Origin of the sequence: Paenibacillus sp. MCAF9, from assembly GCF_052114265.1 — a bacterium.
GTDB lineage: Bacteria > Bacillota > Bacilli > Paenibacillales > Paenibacillaceae > Pristimantibacillus.
Map to the genome: position 1 here is coordinate 68,508 of NZ_JBFREL010000002.1, position 20,342 is coordinate 88,849.

Consider the following 20,342-nt stretch of genomic DNA (forward strand, 5'->3'; position numbering starts at 1 on the left):
CTTGATTTGTTCAAATATACAGCTATTCGATTCCCCTTACATTCTATCAATTCCAGTCCGTATATAAGGAATTGCTAATTTGATGAATTCTTCCGGCGGTGTCTTGTGACTATTTCTTCGCCATTCTACAGAAACTCCATAAATTCCCCAGCTTAATAGGACAGCTGTAAGTTTTAGAGCTTCATCCTTCTCCGCTTTATGCTGCTTTAACAACATTTTATAAAAAATAATTTCGAGCTGTTCCCTAATAATACGGGCAATGGTATCTTCGTAGCCTCTATGGCAACGACTGGATAATGACTTTTGAAAATTTGTTACAGCTTCAAAGATGCTAACAAATACTTCTTCATTTAGTTCGTCATTTTGATAAAATTCATAATTCAAATTGACTAACAATACTTCTGACAGTACTTTTTCCAATAAGTTGTGTATATCTTCAAAATGATAATAAAAAGTTGCACGATTAATCATCGCTTCTGTAGTTATATCTTTTATCGTAATATCTTTAAATTCCTTTTTCCCTGAAAGTTCAATGAAAGAATCCATAATTAATTTGCGGGTACGTAGAACTCGGGGGTCCGACTTTGATTCGGTCATTTTGTTAACCTCCTACTTTTTAAACAACTTCTTAAATGTGTTGTATAAACGACACATCCACAGATCTATTGGTGTTGATGATTTTAATTATGATTTAAAATTTAATTGCAAGCAAATAAATATGTATTTCGCTAGCGAGGTATAAGTGTTTGCTTTTCCTCGCTTATCTTTACTTATTAAAAGAGAAATGAGGAATTAAAATGGGGAACAATAATAATATGGTTTGTGATCTACAAACAGGCGTATGCGGAGTAGCTGAAGAGGAGGATGTGGAGATTATTGATTTTAATCAGCCCACAAAAGCAGTTAATCTTTACTATGTAACCGATCCTATTTGTTCGCATTGCTGGGCGCTTGAACCTGTGCTTCGTCGTTTTGTAGAGCAATACGGGAACTTTTTTAACTTCCATACGGTTATGGGCGGTTTGCTGGAAAAATGGCATGATGGACCAATCGATCCGGCAAACGGCATTCATAAACCAGCCGATGTGGCCCCTCACTGGAGAGAAGTTGGAGAGCATTCAAGAATGCCAATTGATGGGACTTTAATGATAGATAATCCAGTTCAATCATCCTACCCGCCTTCTCGTGTATTTAAGGTAATTCAAAAAAATCATACTGATGCAAAAGCAACAGAATATTTGCGTCGTTCAAGAGAAGCACTGTTTGCATTTAATCAAAATATATCAGATAAATCGGTTATGATTGAAATCGCAAATCATATCGGCCTTGATGGAAAAGCAATTGTAAACGAAGCTGAACAACAGGTCGGTCTTCAATTGTTACATGAGGATTTTGATCTAGTTAGAAGGTTGGGTGTCCGAGGCTTCCCTACCATTATTATGACTAATGAGGAGAATAAGGGCGTAAAAATTGTTGGCAGCCGTCCGTTGGATAACTATGTTGACGGTTTGAAAAAAGTTCTGAATCTAGAAGATTTACAACCCAAGCCAGTCCCTTCCCTTTCTGACTTGCTTGAAAAAGAAAAGCTTCTTTTCTCAAAAGAAATTGAAGTCATGTATGATGTTGAACAAGCAGACGTAAAATTTCTTATTGAACAAGAGCTTCCAACAAATCATTATCAGGTGAACGAAATTTTAGGAGAATTGTATTTTACCGCTACTAAATAAACAAAGGGAAGTGACTATAATGTCGTACGTATTACAAGTGGATTTTAAAATGAATGGACCGTTCGGAGATGAGATGGCAGAGGCGTTTTCTGATTTAGCAAAAAGTATCAACGAAGAAGATGGATTCATGTGGAAAATATGGACAGAAAATTCCAAAAAAAATGAAGCCGGTGGAATTTATTTGTTTGAAACAAAAGAAACGGCTGAAAAATATAACATTATGCACACTAGCAGATTAGCTGACTTTGGTATAACAGATATCAATGCAAAAATCTTTTCCGTCAATCCCAAACTTACTGAAATCAATAAGGGACCTGCTTATTGCAATGAGAGTTCTAATACGGGAAATCCTACTTCATAGTTATGCCTAGCGTAGAATACGTTCGGGTTTTAAATGGCTCTTAAAATGCTAATTACTAACGAGCGGCACAAAGCACTCCACATGTGAGGAGTGCTTAACATAGCGATATAAACTATTAAAAAGCTATTACCTTCTTCAGCTCGACTTCCATCGAAATAACCTTGTATTACTTGCTCGCTGGCGCCACAACAATCCACGAAGAAACTTTTAGCATCTTACATGCTTGCGTTTGAAACCAAGCCGCTGTTTATCAACTGCTTTTTGAATCTGTTCAGATGCGACCAAAAAACTGCTTTTTTTCTTGTCCCGATTAACTTCTACCGGACCAACTTCCAATGCAATCTCCATTGCCTTATCATAGAGCCGCATGTAGGATACCCCTACTGTGTAAATAAAATTATTCATTGCATATTTTGTTCGTTCGGGAGCATCATGAATCGTATGTTTCACAGTTTCAAGCAGATTGGCCATTTTGCTTTCAGAAAATTCATCATCCGGCCGACTCCCCAAAAGCCAGCAGTAACAGCTCCAGCCTGCAGACATTTTCAGTTCTTCCCCGCTTTCGATCCACTTGTCAGCCACTTCTTGTGCAATATCGGCTTCTGCCAAGGTTACTGCAACAACATAGTCGGACAGCATATAAAAATAAGCTCCATCCATCCAACGGTCATAATCCGCTTCTGTCATCGCATTGGGATCTGCAATAATTCCGGCAAAATACATGGCGTCGTAGTTTCCTGTAGCATACAGCTGCTCAGCCAACGGTTGATTTATTTTTGTTTTTTTGAAAATGGGCTTCATTTGTCCTGTAGCAACACCAAAAAGCGGTTCCTGTGCGCCATTGGATTGGTATATTTTTTTAGTTCGATCCTTGCCAAGAGCTTCAAGCTCCTGCATAACCATTTCTAAATTCATTGTTTTACACTCCCTTTTGAGATTCTATCGTCTTCTCCTACACCAGCCATTTATTTCAGTTGCATTAGTAACTTTTCATTCTATTTCAATGACCGTCTATGAAAAAACCACAGACCAGTAAGATTTCATTTATCCATAAAAATCATTTTTCGCGTCCGTTTCACTTCAAAATCTCAATGAAGACAAGTATATGTTACCACTATTTGAGCATAGAGAATATGAAATGAAGTTTAAAAAATCATTCCTTGCTAGAGCTCAACCACTTGAACCATACATGGGATTATATCTAGCTTCGGCACTTCAAGCTTGCCCCTGCTCCCTTTGCCGTTACTTCATTTTTCCAGTATGTCGTTCAAACGAAAAAAATGCCCCAGAGAAAATTCTCTGAGGCATTATACAATGGAGCATCTCTGCTACAACAACAGACTAACGATATGTTCTGGATTGCTTCGCCCTCAAATAATCGAGCAGCTGCCCGAAGTCGACGGAATAAACATTTTCAATACCATAGTAACCCTCTCGCTGTCTAATTACACTGGAAAACTTGGAATAAAGGCGATTTAGATATGCGTTATCGATCTGAGCATGAAATTGAACAAACTTTACGCTAGAGTTTTCTGCAGCTATTTGATTCAACATATAGCGGAATCCTTGAGAAAAGAGGCTGCTGCTGCGATAGGAAGGCAGTACAATTACGGAATTGATAAAGACGATATCCCCTTCGGGATCGTATTCATATTTTGCATTGACATAGCGATAATGCCCCCAGCCTATGAGCTGCTCATTCTTATCGAAAATTAGTAGAATTTGAGAGTCATGAATCGATTCCAATACGTGAAAAAGCGCGTCGCTCAATGAGAATTGGCGGCTGAATTCCTTGCGGTTGCGTATAAAATATAGCGTAAACTGTGCATAATCCTCATCACTTTGACACTTCCTATAATGGGCAAACATGAGTTACTGTACCTCCTAACCGTTCATATGAGTAGAGTCGTCACATAAATCGCAAGAGAGCATGCCTTAGGAAGGAAAATAAACCTCCTGTCGGAACTTCAACACGTATGTCTGCCATTCACTGAAGCTAGCATGGTATTCATCAATCACGCCTTGTACCGTCTCCCAGGTATTCTTTCTCTCCGCAATCTTGGACAGCAGCTTATGCAGCCTGAGATCGACCGGTACCCAGAATCGGAAATCAATGATCGGCTCAGACAACTGTGCGATATACTGTGTTAGAAATTGTAGGCTTTCCAGAAAGAGTCGACTTCGACGATACTCATCAACAATGAAGACAATCTGAATTTGCGCTACATGCGTATCCTCATATTGATTCTCCGCGGTTCCGCAAATATAGCCGAACGCCCCAATGATTTCATCTTCTTCGTTAAAACATAAAAAAGCTTCTTTTTTCATCAGAACCGAGCTTGCCAGAAAACTCAACGAGATCGGATAAGAATATGGAAGCTTCAATTCCTTGTAGTGCTCCAGCAAAAACACAAGATATTTATCCTGATAGCTCTCTGTACTACAGACCTGGAAGTAATAGCACATATGACTTATTCCAACTCCTTATATGCTTTTAATCGGTTCTTCCCTTACAATATCTATGAGAATAGCGTCCACTAGAAAAAGCTGCCCCCGAAAGTCCAAAGACCCGGGTGCAGCTTTTGACCTAAACTGATACTTACTTCGCGGGAGCTGTTCTCAATTGCTCGTTGCTGGTTAGCAGATTAATAACAATTTTCATAGGCTCTCTTCCGCCTTTGTTATTGAGGCCAGTTCTTACTGGAAACATATGCAAGTCACCCCCTTTCCTTCGACATGAGATGCTCAAGAGAATTGTCTTTGCAATCCCATATTTCGTCATAATACTACAATTTATTTTGCTCATCTATACCTATAAAGAGGTATCTTCCTTCCTCTAATTTCAAGGCATTGTTGCTCATTTGTATCGCCATCATTGGTACATCCCCCCGCACCTTTCTCCCATATTGGAATGTCCTGATCTCCGCCTTTAGCAGCATCCAATAAAGGAGCACTGCGGTTTCGTTCTTAGCTTTTATGCTCTAAAATTTTATAACTCCCACGTACGTACATCCCCCCACAATCAACGCCGCTATGAAAAAAATACCGAAAAACCACTTTGTAAATTTAAAGCTCGTACCTTCGCCGTCCCACCATATCTTAACGAAAATAACAACACCAAGAAGAATAATGCTAATAAAAGCAATGAAGGCATCAAACATCTCTTATCCACCTCAACCTCTCTAAATTGGTTCTATACAGTTCAATTCGTTGTGTTTATAAAATAGAATAAGTTTTTTAAATTCTCTATACCTATAAAGGAATATCTTTATTAAAAGCATTATACGCACGACAGTACATACTACCTCTTTAGAGGTATGGCGTTTTCTGCTATGGGGTTTTATGATATCGATAGATTTTCCTTGGGAATGAGTAAACCAGTATGAAAGGGGATTAAAATGTTAGCAATGTCAACAACAGCCCGACCGGGCGGTAAACGGACGGCCCTCATTGTAAACTTGGTCATCCATATTCTCTATATCCTTTTACTGCCTGTATGGTATTTTTTGTCCATGTTCTCCGTCATGCTGTTTGATGCGCCAGGCTCTGAGCAGCAATGGTTTGTATTGGTGTTCTACTATGCTTTAAATAGCTACCCCTACACCGTCCTGGGTGCAATTGTTTTGTCCTGGATCTTCTATAAAAAAGGAATCTACAAATGGACTTATCTGATTACATTCATTCCAGCCTTAATCCTTATTGTGGGTACCGGACTTATGCTTGTCTTCGGCGAATAGCAGGAAATGTCCATCTGCAATTTTTATCGTTTTTTATCGTTTCCTGTCTGTAATAAGATCAGCTCTTCCATTACAATAGGGTATAATCGCTAGTAGTTAATGTTAGAGGTGTTGGAAAATGACAGTGAAAAATTTTATGGAGAATGACCCCGTCAAATCAGAGCTTGGCATGCTTTCCTCTGATTTGACGTTAAACCATGAAACAGATGTGACGCTTAGGGAATTTATGAAAAGTCAAACGTGCATGAAGCCGGATGTGTTTCTCATCCTTGCCAGGGCAATTGCGGCCTCTGTCGGAAGACTTCATCAGCAACAGATTATTCATCTTGATTTACGACCAGAACGTATTGGTATTCTTTCGAATGTAAACGAGGCATATTTAACCGATTCAGGTTGTGCGGTACATCGTTCGAAGGATGGCTATGTCCGTCCCCTCTACGGCATTATTGAATCAGGCCTGCCCTATTGCTCGCCCGAGCATACCGGCAGAATGCTGCGAACCGTAGATGAGCGTAGCGATCTCTATTCATTAGGCATTATTTTCTACGAAATGCTGGTTGACCATCTGCCATTTCTAGCCGACGATCCACTCGAATGGGTATATATGCATTTGGCGCAAAGCCCCCCGCCGCAATTGAATCAAAGAATAGATTTACCCGACGGTCTAGCCGCTATTGTTATGAAGCTTTTGGAAAAAAATCCGGATAATCGTTACCAAAATACCGGTTTTCTAATTGCTGATTTGGATAAAATAGGACGTTCTAACGATACGTTCCTCATGGAACCAGGTTTTCACGGCAGAGAAAATGAAATTTCGATGCTTACACAAGCCTTTCATTCCGCTTGCTTCGGATCAACAGAAATGGTTTACATCTCTGGTGAAGCAGGAATCGGCAAAACAAGCTTGATGGAAGAGATGTTCCGTAAACAGCACCATTCAAGAGATTTTTTCTATATTACAGGAAAATTCGAGCAAATATCGAAAGAAAGCCCCTATCATCCCATTATTCAGGCATTTCGCGGATTAATGCGTCATTTGCTAGGGGGACGAAAGGAGCAGTCCCAGCTTTGGAGACGAAAGCTGCGAGAAGCTTTGGGCTCAAATGCCCATGTTATTACAGCAATAATTCCTGAAGCTGGGCTGATACTAGGCGACTCGCCTGCTTCGGAGGAGCTTCCGGCCAACGAGTCGAAGAAACGGTTCATTTATGTTTTTCGCAAATTTGTACAATCACTAGCTTCTAAAGAACATCCTCTCGTCCTGTTTATCGATGATTTGCAATGGGCGAATTCTTCATCTCTACAGTTAATTCACGCACTCTTAAACGATCCGGAAAGCCAATATTTGCTGTTTGTATGCGCTTATCGCCATACCGAAACAGACCGAAGCAAGCTGCCAGGGTATGAAGCGGACGGCAGCGTTTCCAATCACGCGCTTGTCCGTCATATTCATTTATCTCCAATGAGCCTTACGCAAATGAACTGTATCGTTATGGAGACGCTGAATAGCGAAGCCGGCACTGCCTTGTCTTTGACGGAATTGCTGTACCATCAATCAGGCGGCAATCCGTTTCACTTCAAACAAATATTGCTTCGCTTGCAGGACGACAGCATTCTGCTTTACAACCATGAGAAACGATGCTGGCAATGGAATTTGGGACAGATTATCGAGCAGGAACCCAGCTATGCGATTCATGATTTGATGGCGCACAAATGGCATCGTCTTTCGAGTAATGCGCAGGAGATGCTCAAGGTTGCAGCCTGTGTAGGAAGCATATTTCATCCCGATTTGATCGCTAGCGTTACAAATTGGAACATTGGAGAAATCGTTGCAGAATGGTCCGCGATTGAAGCTGAAGGGATGATTTTTCCATATGAATCAGATAAGTATCGTTTTGCCCATGATAACATTCAGAAGCTAATATACAGTCAGATGGATAATGAGACGAAACAGGCTTTTCATATCCAAATAGGCAGATGCATGTACGGTAAGAACGCCGAGTATGGAGAGAATTCGTTTGCTATTGTCAACCATTTGAATAGAGGCTCGAAACGAATAACGGACAGGCAGCAGCTGCTGCAGCTCGTAAAGCTGAATCTGGATGCGGGACACCGCGCCAAAGCCTCTTCTGCCTTCGATATTGCCTTAGGATATTTCGGAAAAGGGGTGGGACTGCTGCCAGCGGAAGATTGGGACCATGAATTCGAGCTCATCTTCGAATTGCATGCCCAAAAAGCAGAATGTGAATATTTATGCGGCAATCATATGAAGTCAGATCAGGAAATCGATTTCTTGCTTGGTCGTGCACGTAATCCGGTTGAGCGGAGCAGGGTACAAATGATCAGAATTATGCAGTACATTAATCAAGGTAAATATTTAGAAGGCACTGCTCTCGGTCTTGAAAGTCTGAAGGAGCTTCAAATACTTATTTCACCCAATCCGGGAAGCTTCATGCTGCTAATGGAAGGACTGCGAATCGAGGCGCTGCTGCGCAATCAGTATGACAGACTCGCTCATTTGGAGGAAATGTCGGATAAAGATCGAATTGCCGCAATGAATTTGATTTTTGCGATTACCCCCTCTTCCTTCTTCACCAACAAAAAGGTCTATTTTCTGCTGATGTGCAGAGCCATTCAATTATCGCTTAAATATGGAAATACCCCTGCTTCGGCAGCAGTCTATTCTGCATATGGCATGATTTTGGGGAATGCATTAGGCAAGTGTGATAAGGGCTACGCCATTTGCAAGGTAGGCGTGGAGCTCTCCGAGCGTTACAATATCACTTCAATAAAAAGCAACACCTATACCATATTCGGCGGGGTACTCTGCCAATTTGCCGGAAATGCCCGCGAAGGAGACGCTTACTTGGCAAAGGCGCTTCGTTTCGGCATGGACTCGGGGGACTATGTGTTTGCTAGCTATGCTATTGGCGCACATATCAACTCCTTGTACACTAGAGCCCCATTAAGTGAATTAGCCAGAGCAATAGCGGACTATATGGCGGTGCTTGATACAACGAATGATGAATTCGTGAGGCAAAATTTCTATCTGTATCAGCAAGTTATTCTCGCTCTCCAGGGTGGGACGGATGCACCTGACTCGTTCAGCGGTGCTGGCTTTGAAGAAGAAGAATTTTTAAATCGGATCCGCAAAGAGGAGACTTCGGCCACAACCTTATTTCAATATAGCACTTATAAAACTCAGCTATGCTATATGCTGGGCAGCCATGAGGAAGCTATCCGCTGGGCTCAGCAAGCGAAGTCTTATGAGGCATATGCCACTCATTTGCCTCATTTGCCAGAATGCCTATTTTATGAATCACTCGCCACATTGGCCAAATATACACAGTCGCGTAATGGGTCATATAAGAGTAAAAACATCATTCGCAATCTGAGTCGTTTCAGAAAATGGGCCGCATGGAGCCCGACTAATTATCAGTCTAGGCAGTATCTCCTTCAAGCTGAATTTGCTCATGCCTCCAGCGATTTCACGATGGCTGAGGAGCTGTATGACAAGGCTATCCGCGAGGCTAGGGAGCAAGACGATTTACAGGTGACAAGTCTTGCAAGCGAACTTGCGGCTAACTACTATTTAAGACATGATAAGAGAAAAACGGCTTTATTTTATTTGCAATTGGCTATTGAAGGCTACAAGCGATGGGAAGTGTCCGTGAAAGTAATGCAACTGGAGGAGCTCATGCTGCACTGGCAGCGGCATGAGGATACGGATCAAACGTATGTAATCGCACCTACAGCAGGACGAAGTGATACAGAGCAGGCAGCAGGAACTTCAGGTTTTCGGAACGAGCTTCATTCCGTGGACAGCATTGATCTCGCGGCAATCCTTAAAACAACTCAGGCGATTACGAATCAGATGGACATCGATACTGTACTTGCTGAAATCATGAATACCATTATGAAGTATGCAGGTGCAAGTAAAGGCGCTTTGCTAACGGGCAGCAATGATGCTTTATATGTGCAAGTATATGCGGATTCAGAGGCAAAAGCTTTTACGCCTCCTTTAGAATTAAATGATAGTTCCACCTTGCCGGAAGGGATCATCCGATATGTTTTTCGTACACAAGAGAAGGTCCATTATAACGGAGGAGAAGAGAGTTGGCTAATTCATAACCCGTATATGGCAAAGCACCAACCTGAATCAGCACTGTGTATCCCCGTAACTGTTCATGGCACTATGCTGGGTGTTCTTTACCTTGAAAACAAGCTTGCAAGCGGTGTATTCCCCTACGAGCGCATTGCTATTCTTCTCGCTATGGCGTCACATGGAATCTTCATGTGCGTGCTGCAAAGCTCGTCAGACCAATCCTATATAGAATCAGATTTTGAGGAGGAAGATCAGCCACTGCCGGGTGGTATGGAGGAACCTCTGACGGATCGTGAGCTGGAGGTTCTAGCCTTATTAGCCGCAGGATTATCCAATAAGGAAATTGGCGATCACCTCATTATTGCCACAGGTACGGTGAAGGTGCATGTAAAAAATATATTTGCTAAATTAAAGGTCAACCGGCGTATAAACGCAGTAACCCAAGCTAAGGAACTTAAATTAATTGGTTAGAACACACGTCATCCTATTTCATGATTATTGTGGATTTGATTGATGGTGGTGTGAAGAAGCTTGCCTTGAAGGAAAGCTCACTTCAAGGCACGGCATTCCGGTTGCTTCTACCCAAAGCTTAAGAAGAACGGAATAGGGAGTTTAGATGCGGCAGAGGAACCGCAGCATCTAAACTCCCTATTTCTTTTTTTTCACTTTCTTGTTCGCTGCTTTTTCAATATTCTCAGCTACTCTATATTTTACGATTTCACCAATTAATTCGTAAGGTATAGGCTCGTCTAAAGGGAAGCGAATCGACCCTTTTGCCCCTTTATACGGGGATAATTGCTGTTTAAAGGCCTTAATTCCACTTGGGGCCGGATATAAGCCAATATGATTTTTGTAAGCTGCAAAATGAACAAGGTTCCCATGGAGCACGAAGGTCGGCATTTGATAGCTGATTTTTTCTGTCGCTTCTGGTGCAGCCACTTTAATCACGCCTCTTATCTTCTCCAAAATGTCCTGAATCTCAGGAGGGTAATTGGAGATATACTGATCAACTGTCTCCAATGTGATTTTATTGCCTTCCATGGCTGCTCCTTTCGGGCCTTCGTTATTTGCGGCGCTTCTGGGCCATTCTCGAATAAATGATGAATGCTGCCACAAGCATGCTAATGAAACCAACATTTTCTGCCGGTCCCTGTTCCATCCCAAACACCATACAAAGATTCGTAATAAGGCTTTTTACAAGCAGTGCTATGACAATCAGCATTAACGGACGAATAAAATTATATTTCTTCATCTTTAGTACCACTCCTGACGACGCCCATAGTAGATCAGCTCCCGCTAAAACTAGCAATTGTAATCGCTTTAATAGGAGCAATCCCGGCAAGTATACCAGTTTCCAGCCTGATCGTCCAACCTTTCCGCGCAGCTGGCTTCTACAAGGTCATCGCCTGTCCGTACCTGGCCAGAAACTCCTCTTTTTCTTTGTAATCCGTCATGATGCTTCCTACTCGCCCCCAAAAGGAACGGTCATGATTCATATGGGTAAGATGGCAAAGCTCAAGGATGATTATATAGTCGATCACCTCAGTAGGAGCCATCGCACCTAACTCCCACCATTAAATCCCCATCTTCAGCAGCCAAGCAGAAAGCTTTTCCTCCCGCCCTTTAACATCATCTCTATCAACATGATATTTCCCTAAATACTGCTCGCCAACAATCTCTCCGTCCTCCATCAACAGGACGCGCTCGGTTTTGGCAGCGACCTTGACGTCGTGCGTGACCAGCAGTATGGTGGTTCCGGATTGGTTGATGCTGCCAAGCAGCTCCATGATGTCAGATGTCGCTTTCGAGTTTAGTGCTCCCGTCGGCTCATCTCCGAGAATGATCTTCGGCTGGTTCATGAGCGCCCGGCAAATACTCACCCGTTGGAGCTGTCCGCCGGAAGCCTGCGTTATATCGCGATCTGCGAGCGCAGCGATTCCCGTTTTCTTCATCAGCTCCTCCGCTCGCAGGCGGATGGAGTCCCGGCTCTCTTTGGCTGCAAAATATTCGGAGAGAATGATATTGTCGAGCATGCTGAGATTTTTGAGGAGATGGATCTGCTGAAAAATAAACCCCATTTTGTTCTGGCGCAGCTGATCCAATTCCTTCTCTGAAAGGGAGGTAATATTTTGCCCATCAAACAAGACTTGTCCGGAAGTCATCCGATCCATGCCGCTAATTGTGTAGAGCAAGGTCGACTTTCCCGAGCCTGACGCCCCCATGACGGAAACGAACTCGCCCTCGTGTATCTGCAAATTAATATTTTTCAGTACGGCTTGTTCTTGCCCTTTGCTTATTGAATAGGTTTTATTCAGGTCTGTAATCTCCAATATGTGCTTCATGCTTTATCCCCTCATTCGGTTATCATTCTCGTCATGCTGTATTTTCTCATCGATAGCGTGCCTACCAGCGTTGCAATGGTGACAACTAAACCAAGAGCTAATGGATACAAGAAATAAGATACCCATGGGTTCGTCACAAACTGGATATTGGAGGCTCCCATCGAAGACATCAGCATACCTACCAGACTTTGCCCAAACGTATGGGCCATAAGCGTACCCATGAGAATACCGCCTGCAAGCACAACCAGTATCCGTATCACGTACTGCTTTCGAATATATGCGGCGGCAATACCGAGGCTTCTCATAATGGCGATGCCGGAATAATCTTTTGCGGTCAGCAGCTTTAAAAAAAGCGAAGTAATCAGAATGGAGATAAACACAGCAATGATAACGGCAAGTACCGTAACCATCTTGATCTGCTTAATCGTCGAGCCGAGTGTCTGATGCATATAATCTTCGAGATGCGTCACTTTCACCCCTGGAAAAAGACCCGTATATTCGGTTATTTTGGCCCCTATATCGCTGCCATGTCTAATGTCCGCATTAAGGGTATACCAGAGTACATCCTCCGGTTGATAGGGCAGCAGCGCTTTGGCTGTTTTGCCGCCATTGGTCACATCCTGATAAATGCCGCTAACGGTCATCTCATGCTGCTTACCGTTAATGACTAATGTCAGCGCGTCTCCCACTTTTTTCGACAGAGCGTCAGCGTTCAGACTGGAGAGAGCCAAATCGTTTTGGTTGATAGGAGCGTTGCCGCTGCTGTATTTCAAAGGAAAAATCGAGAAATCCCCTGTTTCCACCTGTATGCTCTCTAATGCTCCTTCACTTCCTACGACGCTGTATTTACTGGTCACGAGCGGAGAAAATTTCACTATATCCGTATCTTGAGCAAGGTAATGCTGAACTTCGTCAAATCTATCCTGCATGTGATCGGATTGCTGCAAATCCATTCGCATATCGCTTTGTCCGACCCCCATATACGCAACGAAGCTAGGTGACTGCATCGTATGCAGGAAATTGACCGGAACAATGATGATGAAGAAGCAAATGACAAAAATAATAAACAATAAAAGATACATTTTAAACCGTCCGACGACATCTTTCAGCGCCAAAAATACGTTAACACTAGGAATTCTGCTTTTATAAAGCGGCAACCGCTTCGTATTCACCTTAAGCTCGCCCATCGCACCGGCTCGCAGCGCTTCAACCGCCGAGATTTTATGAAATCGTCTCAGCACAAGGATGCAGAAGAGCAGAACGAAAGCAAACACCAATCCAGCTACCAAAATAGGAATTAAGCTTTGCAGTATGCTTTGCGGAGCAATCCCGATATACAACGCCATATTGGATAGGAATAGCGGACGAATGCAAAGGGAAACCACATATCCGAAAAGACTGGCGCCCCCCGCCAGAACAATATATTTGGTCAGATAAATGTTGCGAATATGCTGTTGACGGATGCCGAAGGCTTTCATAACGCCAATCTCTTTATAATCCTCTTCCAGCGTGGTCAGTATGGTGAACCGCAGACACAGCACCGCAATAAGAATTAATAAGCTGCTGACCAGAAAAATGATGACGGCGACCACCCCGTCCGTTAATGCATGAAGCATCTGGAACAAGGAATAGTCAATAGCAGGGCCTTTTGCCGGTAATCCGGCTGACTGGTATGCTGTCTTGAATTCATTGAGCTTGCTTAGATCCTTAAGCTGAAATGCAATCATATACTCGATTTCTCCGGTCATACTCTTCAACGTTTCATGATCCGCTGCGCTTACAACGAATCGCTTGGAGCTGATAATCGAAGGATTCATTTGAACATCCCGCACAAAGTCTGTAATGGTGAACGTCATGTCTGATGATCCAGCAGAAACTCGAATCGTATCGCCCAGGTTCAAATGATGCTGCTGCCTATAATAAATAGGAACCGCAATCTCCCCGTCCAAAACCTCAATCCGCTTATTATCCAACGTAAGTAAATAATCAAAGCTTTTGTTCTGCACGACAAAGCCGTTATCCATAACGCTGCTGCTATCGGCTTCCTGATTGTTGCCAAAGAAGAGATTAGCATTGTCGATCACCAGCATTTCAGAGATTTGTTCACTCTTGACAAGAGAGTTCTCTGCGGCAAAGCTCTGAATGGCAGCTCTATCCACGGGTCCGGCGTGCATCTGCACGTAGTGCGGCGCACTAGATACAGTAAACAAATGGTTGATGGAGTTAAATAGCTGCGTCATCATCGTTGTCCCGCTGGAAGCAAGCAGCACAGACAGCATAATGAATACAAAGAGGACCACCGTAATCGTCTTATTTCGTTTAAAATCTTTTTTTAATATTTTCGCTAGCATGTCAGCCCCTCCTTTCCTTACTTTGTCTCCAGCGCCCGAATCAACTTCATCCTTGCCATAATAAGTGCTAAAACGATGACCAAAATGCCAGAAATAATAAATAACAAGCCAATTCCGCGTCCTTGGCCGCTGCCGATCCATTTTCCAACCGTGGTAGCTAACAGCCCTTTCTCCTCCATCAGAGGATTAAATACATAGTCGGATAGCAGGCCTGCCGATGCATACGCAGCGATATAGCCAAACTGGGAGATCACCCCGATCATTCCCCAAGCTCTGCCTTGCGCTTCGTTTGGTATGTGCGTTCGAATCAATACATCTGCGCTTGTATTAATGAAGGGCAAGGTCGCAAAAAACAGAAAGCCCGCGGCTGCGATTACGAAAATGTTCGTTGATATTCCGATGAGCGAGAAGAAAATACCAGCTGTAAAAAGTCCGGCTGACAGCACTCGTGCATACTGTTGATTAACACTGAAGATACCAATAAACAAGCTGCCAAGCAGCAGCCCTGTCGCACTGACCGATTGGACGATTCCTAATGTCTTAGCATCAGATAGCGGAAGCACCATAGGCGTAAATAGGGTTTGCAAAATACCCATATAAAAGGTGACCACGGTCATTAGCAGCGTGAGCGCAAAGACTCCTTTTCTAGAAACAAGAACTTGCCAGCCCTCTTTCAAATCCTTTGCTAAGCTGAACTGCTTCTTGCTGACTGGCTTAGCAACTAAGCATCGGCGAACGGAGGAAATCGTAATAATCGTGATAAATACCGTGCTAATATCGATAAACAGAAGTGCCTCGATATCCACCACAGCAAGCAGCATGCCCGCGAGGATCGGGGAAAATAAATACTTAGAGGAGCCGGCAAGCTGCACCAGTCCGCTCGCTTTCGCAAACTGTTCTTCGGGCAGCAAATCGGTAATCGTCGCTTTATAAGCCGGGTCGGTCAACGATGCGAATATAGAACTGATCGTCACCCCCACACAGAGCTGCCAAAGCTGTGCCTCGCCTGAGAACATGACGATTAGAATGTAAATAAGCCCCAGCGCCGAGCCGCCGTCACCGAGCAGCATCATCAGCCGTCGATCAAATCGGTCCGCTAATACACCGCCAATAGGACTTAACAGGATCATCGGCAAAAAGGTGCAAAGCGTCACGAGTGACACTGCCGTGGCAGAGTGGGTCGTCTGGAAAACGTAAACCCCTAAGCCGAACGCGGTTAAGCCGCTGCCGATACTGGAGACCAGTTCCCCGAACCATAATATAATAAATTTTCGAAAAGCATTATTCGCCATTCGGCTTACCGTCTGCCGGGTCTGCTTGCTCAAATAGCCTTGCCACGTAAGCGAAGCTGCCTTTCTCTGCTCCAAGCAGTGTTTCCATGGCATAAATGAAGCCTTGAATTTTTTGAGATATCTCCTGCGGCTGCCAGTTGAATATGCCCTCATCAAATAGGGTTACAGCAGACACAAGCAGTAGCTCTATTGCTTCCTTCGGATATGGCGTGGCAAACAGCTTTTCTCTTATTCCTTGCTCTGTAACCTCCTGCAAAATAGGAGTCAGCTTGCGAACCGTCTCTGACAAGCTTTTTTGATGCATTTGGGCGTTATTGACGTCATGCAACGTTTCAATAAGCTGGCTTTTTGAGCTGTTTGAGGTCGGCTTTTGCGCGAGCATGATGTACAGAAACTTTTCGTGGACGGTAAGACTAGCATTTGCGGAGATTTCTTTGGCTGCCAGCACCCCGCTATCCACAATTCTGATGACGATTGCATCCATCACTTCTTCTTTCGATTTGAAGTAATAGTAGAAGGTTCCTTTTGCAATTCCGATTTCTTTCAAAATATCGTTGATCGTCGTCTTGTCGTAACCCTTGGTATGGAATAAAGCTTCCGCTGTATCCAATATTTCATTTTTCCGTTCTTCCGGCTCTTTGAGCGTTCTCATGAAAACTCCTCCGTTCTCTAGACCGACCGTCAGTCTATGAAAGGATTATAATATATGATCCTTATTTTGTAAATATGGAGAACGAACCAGGGTAACACAGCCGAATGAACAATACGCAAAAAAAAGACGCATAAGAGCTCTGCTCCCTGCGCCTTATTGGTGATGGTACCTGCAATCATTTGGAAGCCGTTGAAGGCTGTACAAAAACAACTATAATAGCTAGCTAAATCTGTATATGAGTCTAGTTTATACTTATCTACTCGCTATTTCACTAGCGTAATACCGAAAGCAGATCCCGCATTTCCAGCAAATACGATATATCCGTTCGCAGGCAATACAACTTCATTTTTACCGCTAATGACCGTATTATTCACCAGTGCTCCCGCTTCATCGTATACCATAAAACCACCTTTAGCTGGCATCTCGACTACCATTTTCTTGCCAGCAGCTGTTTTGGGAACGCTGAACCATCTAGCATAACCATCAGCTTGAATCGTAGTTATCGACGATTTCCCTTTATACAGCGGCTTCACTCCATCCTCGCTCATATACACGGTTGCAGCCGCATTAAGGTACTCTACGCCCTCTTTAGTATAAAAAAGAATACTCAGTGTATCTCGGCCTGCTGTTCCAGGAATCTGATGCTGGCTCTTAGCCGTATTGGCACCTGTTATTTTTAAATCATTGAAATAGCCCTCGCTTGTTTTTATTGTTGGCCTAATAATGCTCATATTGGCGATGGAACTGAATTTCTCGTTGACTGGATAGTAGGATTTGCCTTCTCTTTTTGCCCACGCATCTGCCGTTTCTTTATCCAGCACTGCACCTTCCAATTTCTCCGCCTTGTATTCAGAAAATGCAAGCTGGCCTAATTCAGGTACTGTAACATACTGGCTCATCCACAAATAAGTCCGTCCGTTGCTTTCTTTTACAAAACTAACCTTTGTGCTTCCATCTTCGTCGACAAAAGCTCCATCCTTGGTGTATATAAATTTCTGATCTGGAGCAACCATTCCTGACAACGACAGTTCCCCGTCTTTTATAGCTACATTCCACTGATCGCCTTGAGTACTGTAATAACCTGCGTACTTCGCAAGATCTTTTGGCATGTCAGCCTTAACTGGCTTGCCAAATGATTTATCTGGCTTGATCTCTTTAATTGCGCCCTTCTCTTTCATCGCCTGAAGGAGCAATTCACTCGCTAGCAGTTGATTTATTGAGGAGCTACCGCCTGAGGTAATGACTGCTGCAGCCATGTTCTGCTCGGGAAGCACGACTAAGGAGGAATGATACATCTGTGTGTCTCCTCCTTTGACGAGGGCTTTTATCCCATAATCATTGAAAGGGAATAAGCGTACGCTATCCCAACCAAGTCCGTAGTCCATCGAGTTATCCGCTTCTTTGGGCCATAATCCCTTCCTATACTCTTCTTGCTCCATGGCCTGTGCTGATTTGATGGATAGTACGTCCGCTCTCTTCCCAGTAAAGATTTGCGAGAATCGAACCAAATCCTCCGCAGTAGAGTAGACTCCGCCTGTACCAATCGCATTGGTCGTCTCCGTTGGAAGCTGGCCCTCATAGGCAGGAGAGTAAAGGCCGGCGAATTTGCTCGTCTCTACCATGTCTTGTGGCGTCATAGTATGTTTCATACCCAAAGGTACAGCAAAATTGTCATGAATGAATGCAGTAAATGTCTTTTTACTAACTCTTTCTACAAGAATTTCTGCGAGCGTGAATCCATCATTACAATACACTGAAAAAGCTCCCGGTTCTGCCTTTAATTTCTGTGTAGACAAGTTCTTTAGCAGCGAATCGTGTACGTATGTATCTGGATCATTAAATAAAAATGCACTGTTTAAACTCGAACCCTGCAAACCAGATGAATGATTCAACAACATGCGCGGAGTAATCTTTTTATAACGTTCATCTTCCATCTTAAAATCCGTAATATAGTGTACGACGGGGGTATCGAGATTGATCTTACCTTCATCCACTAATTTCATGACTGCTGACGCGGTAAACATTTTGCTCGTAGAGCCAATACCATAGATGGTTTCCTTCGTTAAAGGGATTTTTCCTTCTATGTCGTTAACTCCTGATTGTCCCGATACTTTGATCACTCCATTATCGATCAGGGCATACTGCACGCTAGGTATTCCATATTGTTGAGTTAGAAGTGCCGCTTTCTCAGAAGCAATCTTCTCTAGCGTCTTAGAATAAACCGATGCTACGGTGCTGGAAGCCATTGCGTTTGTAGGAATAAGCGGGGTCAGAACTAAGGCCGCTGCAAGCGTCCATATAAATCTTTTTTTCATATCATCCACATCCCTTTGTCTCTCATTTTGAACGATTACGAATTATTTTTAATTCAATTCTAGCCTGTACTGAGTCTCCTTTCTTACCGTCATTCTAGCATTCCAGTCTTACGCGCCATTAAACTTAATCTTAATTCCATCTACGATATTTCGAAGACAGTTAAGTTTCTGTTAAGGCTCTCCATAATTGAGCGGTATTCTGAAAATAAAAAAACCGCGTTAATCGCGGTTGGGATAAAACTATGCTTTCGTCATATCAAAATAATCGTATTATCCTTCTCCATATACCAGGCCGTTGATTTTCTTTTATGATAGACAGTGAGAAAAAGTTCAATATCAGAGTTAGATGGTCTGGCGCCTCTTATCTCTTAACTCTTATAAACCAAAAAATTCCTCAGACGTTTTTCTCGTAGCCTTAGCTACCTCTTCCACTGGTTTTCCTATACACCGTGATACAGTTTGCAAAATGTGTGGTAAGAAAGCCGGCTCATTCCGTCCATCCTGCGGCTTCCCTTTCAAATCCCGTGGCGTTAAAAATGGCCCATCCGTCTCAATCATAAGCCGGTCTAGCGGAATCATCCTTACAAGCTCTTTCAGGTGTTTGCCTCTTCGCTCATCACAAATCCAGCCTGTGATCCCAATATGGAACCCCATTTCAAGATAAGCCTTAATCTCTGGCAAAGTCCCCGTAAAGCAATGGACGACCGCTTTCTGAACCGATTGTTCCTTAAGCATGGCTATAAAATCCGAAAATGCTTCCCGCTCATGCAGAAACAGCGGCATATCCTGCTCAAGCGCTAAATCAATTTGCTCGGCAAACCATTTGCGTTGTACATCCCGCGGTGAGAAATCTCGGTTATAGTCTAATCCGCATTCTCCGATGGCCACCACCTGCGGCTGTGCCGCCAGTTGTTTGAGCTTCTTCATCGTCTCATCTGTGCAGCTCTTCGCATCGTGAGGATGAACACCCGCAGTAGAGTACAGTTTTCCGGGTAAACGACCTGCATAGCGGGCAGCTTCCATGCTGTTCCTCAAGCTTGTTCCCGTGATAACAAGTGGAGAAACCCCATTCGCTGCCGCCCTTTCAACCACCTGTTCACGATCTTGATTATACGATCGATGCATCAAGTTGACGCCAATATCTATAATTTTATTTTCCATCGTTTATTCGCTCCGTTCGATTTCATTTCTTGTTGCTTCTAATGTACACACATACTCTTTACGTCCAAAATCTTCTAATTGCATTATAAGCATTTCAAATCAATGGAGGGTAGGGAATGTTTGATTAAAAGCATTTTTTACAATGAAATGATATCGATTCAATGGGTAATTACATTTTTTCCCCTTAGATTTATTCCTCTGCATCCAACACATGCATTTCACGTTGAAGCCACAGAAAAAAACTAATATAAGCGTGGAATCATCTCCTGCATGAACTGTTGCTCCACTACCCAATAATC

The 20,342-nt window shown here is 43.2% G+C and carries 16 protein-coding genes and 1 pseudogene; 4 read left to right on the forward strand and 13 right to left on the reverse strand.

Features of this window, described 5'->3' with window-relative positions:
* Positions 1-36: 36 nt before the first annotated feature.
* Complete coding sequence (locus AB4Z45_RS03260) at positions 37-597, reverse strand: TetR/AcrR family transcriptional regulator (protein ID WP_441907896.1); 561 nt, start codon at positions 595-597, stop codon at positions 37-39.
* Positions 598-797: 200 nt separating this feature from the next.
* On the opposite strand from AB4Z45_RS03260, the gene AB4Z45_RS03265 reads away from it, so the two are divergent.
* On the forward strand, positions 798-1,727 hold the full coding sequence (locus AB4Z45_RS03265) for a DsbA family protein (RefSeq protein ID WP_441907897.1): 930 nt from the start codon (positions 798-800) through the stop codon (positions 1,725-1,727).
* A gap of 19 nt (positions 1,728-1,746) precedes the next feature.
* A complete protein-coding gene (locus AB4Z45_RS03270) occupies positions 1,747-2,088 on the forward strand; it encodes a monooxygenase (protein ID WP_441907898.1) in 342 nt (113 codons plus the stop codon).
* Between the two features lie 207 nt (positions 2,089-2,295).
* On the opposite strand, the gene AB4Z45_RS03275 is transcribed toward AB4Z45_RS03270, so the two are convergent.
* The 3 genes from AB4Z45_RS03275 to AB4Z45_RS03285 form a co-directional block, all read right to left on the reverse strand.
* Entirely contained in the window at positions 2,296-3,003 is a 708-nt protein-coding gene (locus tag AB4Z45_RS03275; protein ID WP_441907899.1) for a DNA alkylation repair protein, read from the reverse strand.
* 426 nt (positions 3,004-3,429) lie between these two features.
* A complete protein-coding gene (locus AB4Z45_RS03280; protein WP_441907900.1) occupies positions 3,430-3,957 on the reverse strand; it encodes a GNAT family N-acetyltransferase in 528 nt (175 codons plus the stop codon).
* Positions 3,958-4,023: 66 nt separating this feature from the next.
* The gene (locus AB4Z45_RS03285; RefSeq protein WP_441907901.1) at positions 4,024-4,554 is read right to left on the reverse strand and encodes a hypothetical protein; all 531 of its coding nucleotides are present in this window, start codon (positions 4,552-4,554) and stop codon (positions 4,024-4,026) included.
* 941 nt (positions 4,555-5,495) lie between these two features.
* Between AB4Z45_RS03285 and AB4Z45_RS03290 the strand changes: the two genes are divergently transcribed.
* Both AB4Z45_RS03290 and AB4Z45_RS03295 read left to right on the forward strand, forming a co-directional pair.
* The gene (locus tag AB4Z45_RS03290; protein WP_441907902.1) at positions 5,496-5,825 is read left to right on the forward strand and encodes a hypothetical protein; all 330 of its coding nucleotides are present in this window, start codon (positions 5,496-5,498) and stop codon (positions 5,823-5,825) included.
* A gap of 118 nt (positions 5,826-5,943) precedes the next feature.
* Positions 5,944-10,401 (forward strand): helix-turn-helix transcriptional regulator, encoded by a 4,458-nt coding sequence (locus AB4Z45_RS03295; protein WP_441907903.1) that lies wholly within the window; start codon positions 5,944-5,946, stop codon positions 10,399-10,401.
* Positions 10,402-10,578: 177 nt separating this feature from the next.
* On the opposite strand, the gene AB4Z45_RS03300 is transcribed toward AB4Z45_RS03295, so the two are convergent.
* The 9 genes and pseudogenes from AB4Z45_RS03300 to AB4Z45_RS03340 form a co-directional block, all read right to left on the reverse strand.
* Positions 10,579-10,971, reverse strand: coding sequence for an iron chaperone (locus tag AB4Z45_RS03300; protein WP_441907904.1), 393 nt, complete (start codon positions 10,969-10,971; stop codon positions 10,579-10,581).
* Positions 10,972-10,993: 22 nt separating this feature from the next.
* Positions 10,994-11,182 carry a hypothetical protein gene (locus AB4Z45_RS03305; RefSeq protein WP_076271073.1) on the reverse strand — a complete coding sequence of 63 codons (189 nt, stop codon included), beginning with the start codon at positions 11,180-11,182 and terminating at the stop codon, positions 10,994-10,996.
* A gap of 139 nt (positions 11,183-11,321) precedes the next feature.
* Positions 11,322-11,489, reverse strand: a pseudogene (locus tag AB4Z45_RS03310) (M48 metallopeptidase family protein); the annotation flags it as partial.
* Positions 11,490-11,504: 15 nt separating this feature from the next.
* A complete protein-coding gene (locus AB4Z45_RS03315; protein ID WP_441907905.1) occupies positions 11,505-12,272 on the reverse strand; it encodes an ABC transporter ATP-binding protein in 768 nt (255 codons plus the stop codon).
* A gap of 11 nt (positions 12,273-12,283) precedes the next feature.
* On the reverse strand, positions 12,284-14,623 hold the full coding sequence (locus tag AB4Z45_RS03320; RefSeq protein ID WP_441907906.1) for an FtsX-like permease family protein: 2,340 nt from the start codon (positions 14,621-14,623) through the stop codon (positions 12,284-12,286).
* A 17-nt stretch (positions 14,624-14,640) separates the two neighbouring features.
* On the reverse strand, positions 14,641-15,990 hold the full coding sequence (locus AB4Z45_RS03325; protein ID WP_441907907.1) for an MFS transporter: 1,350 nt from the start codon (positions 15,988-15,990) through the stop codon (positions 14,641-14,643).
* Entirely contained in the window at positions 15,905-16,567 is a 663-nt protein-coding gene (locus AB4Z45_RS03330; RefSeq protein WP_441907908.1) for a TetR/AcrR family transcriptional regulator, read from the reverse strand. Before AB4Z45_RS03330 ends, AB4Z45_RS03325 begins: the two co-directional genes overlap by 86 nt.
* A gap of 263 nt (positions 16,568-16,830) precedes the next feature.
* Positions 16,831-18,882 (reverse strand): serine hydrolase domain-containing protein, encoded by a 2,052-nt coding sequence (locus tag AB4Z45_RS03335; RefSeq protein WP_441907909.1) that lies wholly within the window; start codon positions 18,880-18,882, stop codon positions 16,831-16,833.
* 375 nt (positions 18,883-19,257) lie between these two features.
* Positions 19,258-20,043 carry a TatD family hydrolase gene (locus AB4Z45_RS03340; protein WP_441907910.1) on the reverse strand — a complete coding sequence of 262 codons (786 nt, stop codon included), beginning with the start codon at positions 20,041-20,043 and terminating at the stop codon, positions 19,258-19,260.
* Positions 20,044-20,342 lie beyond the last annotated feature (299 nt).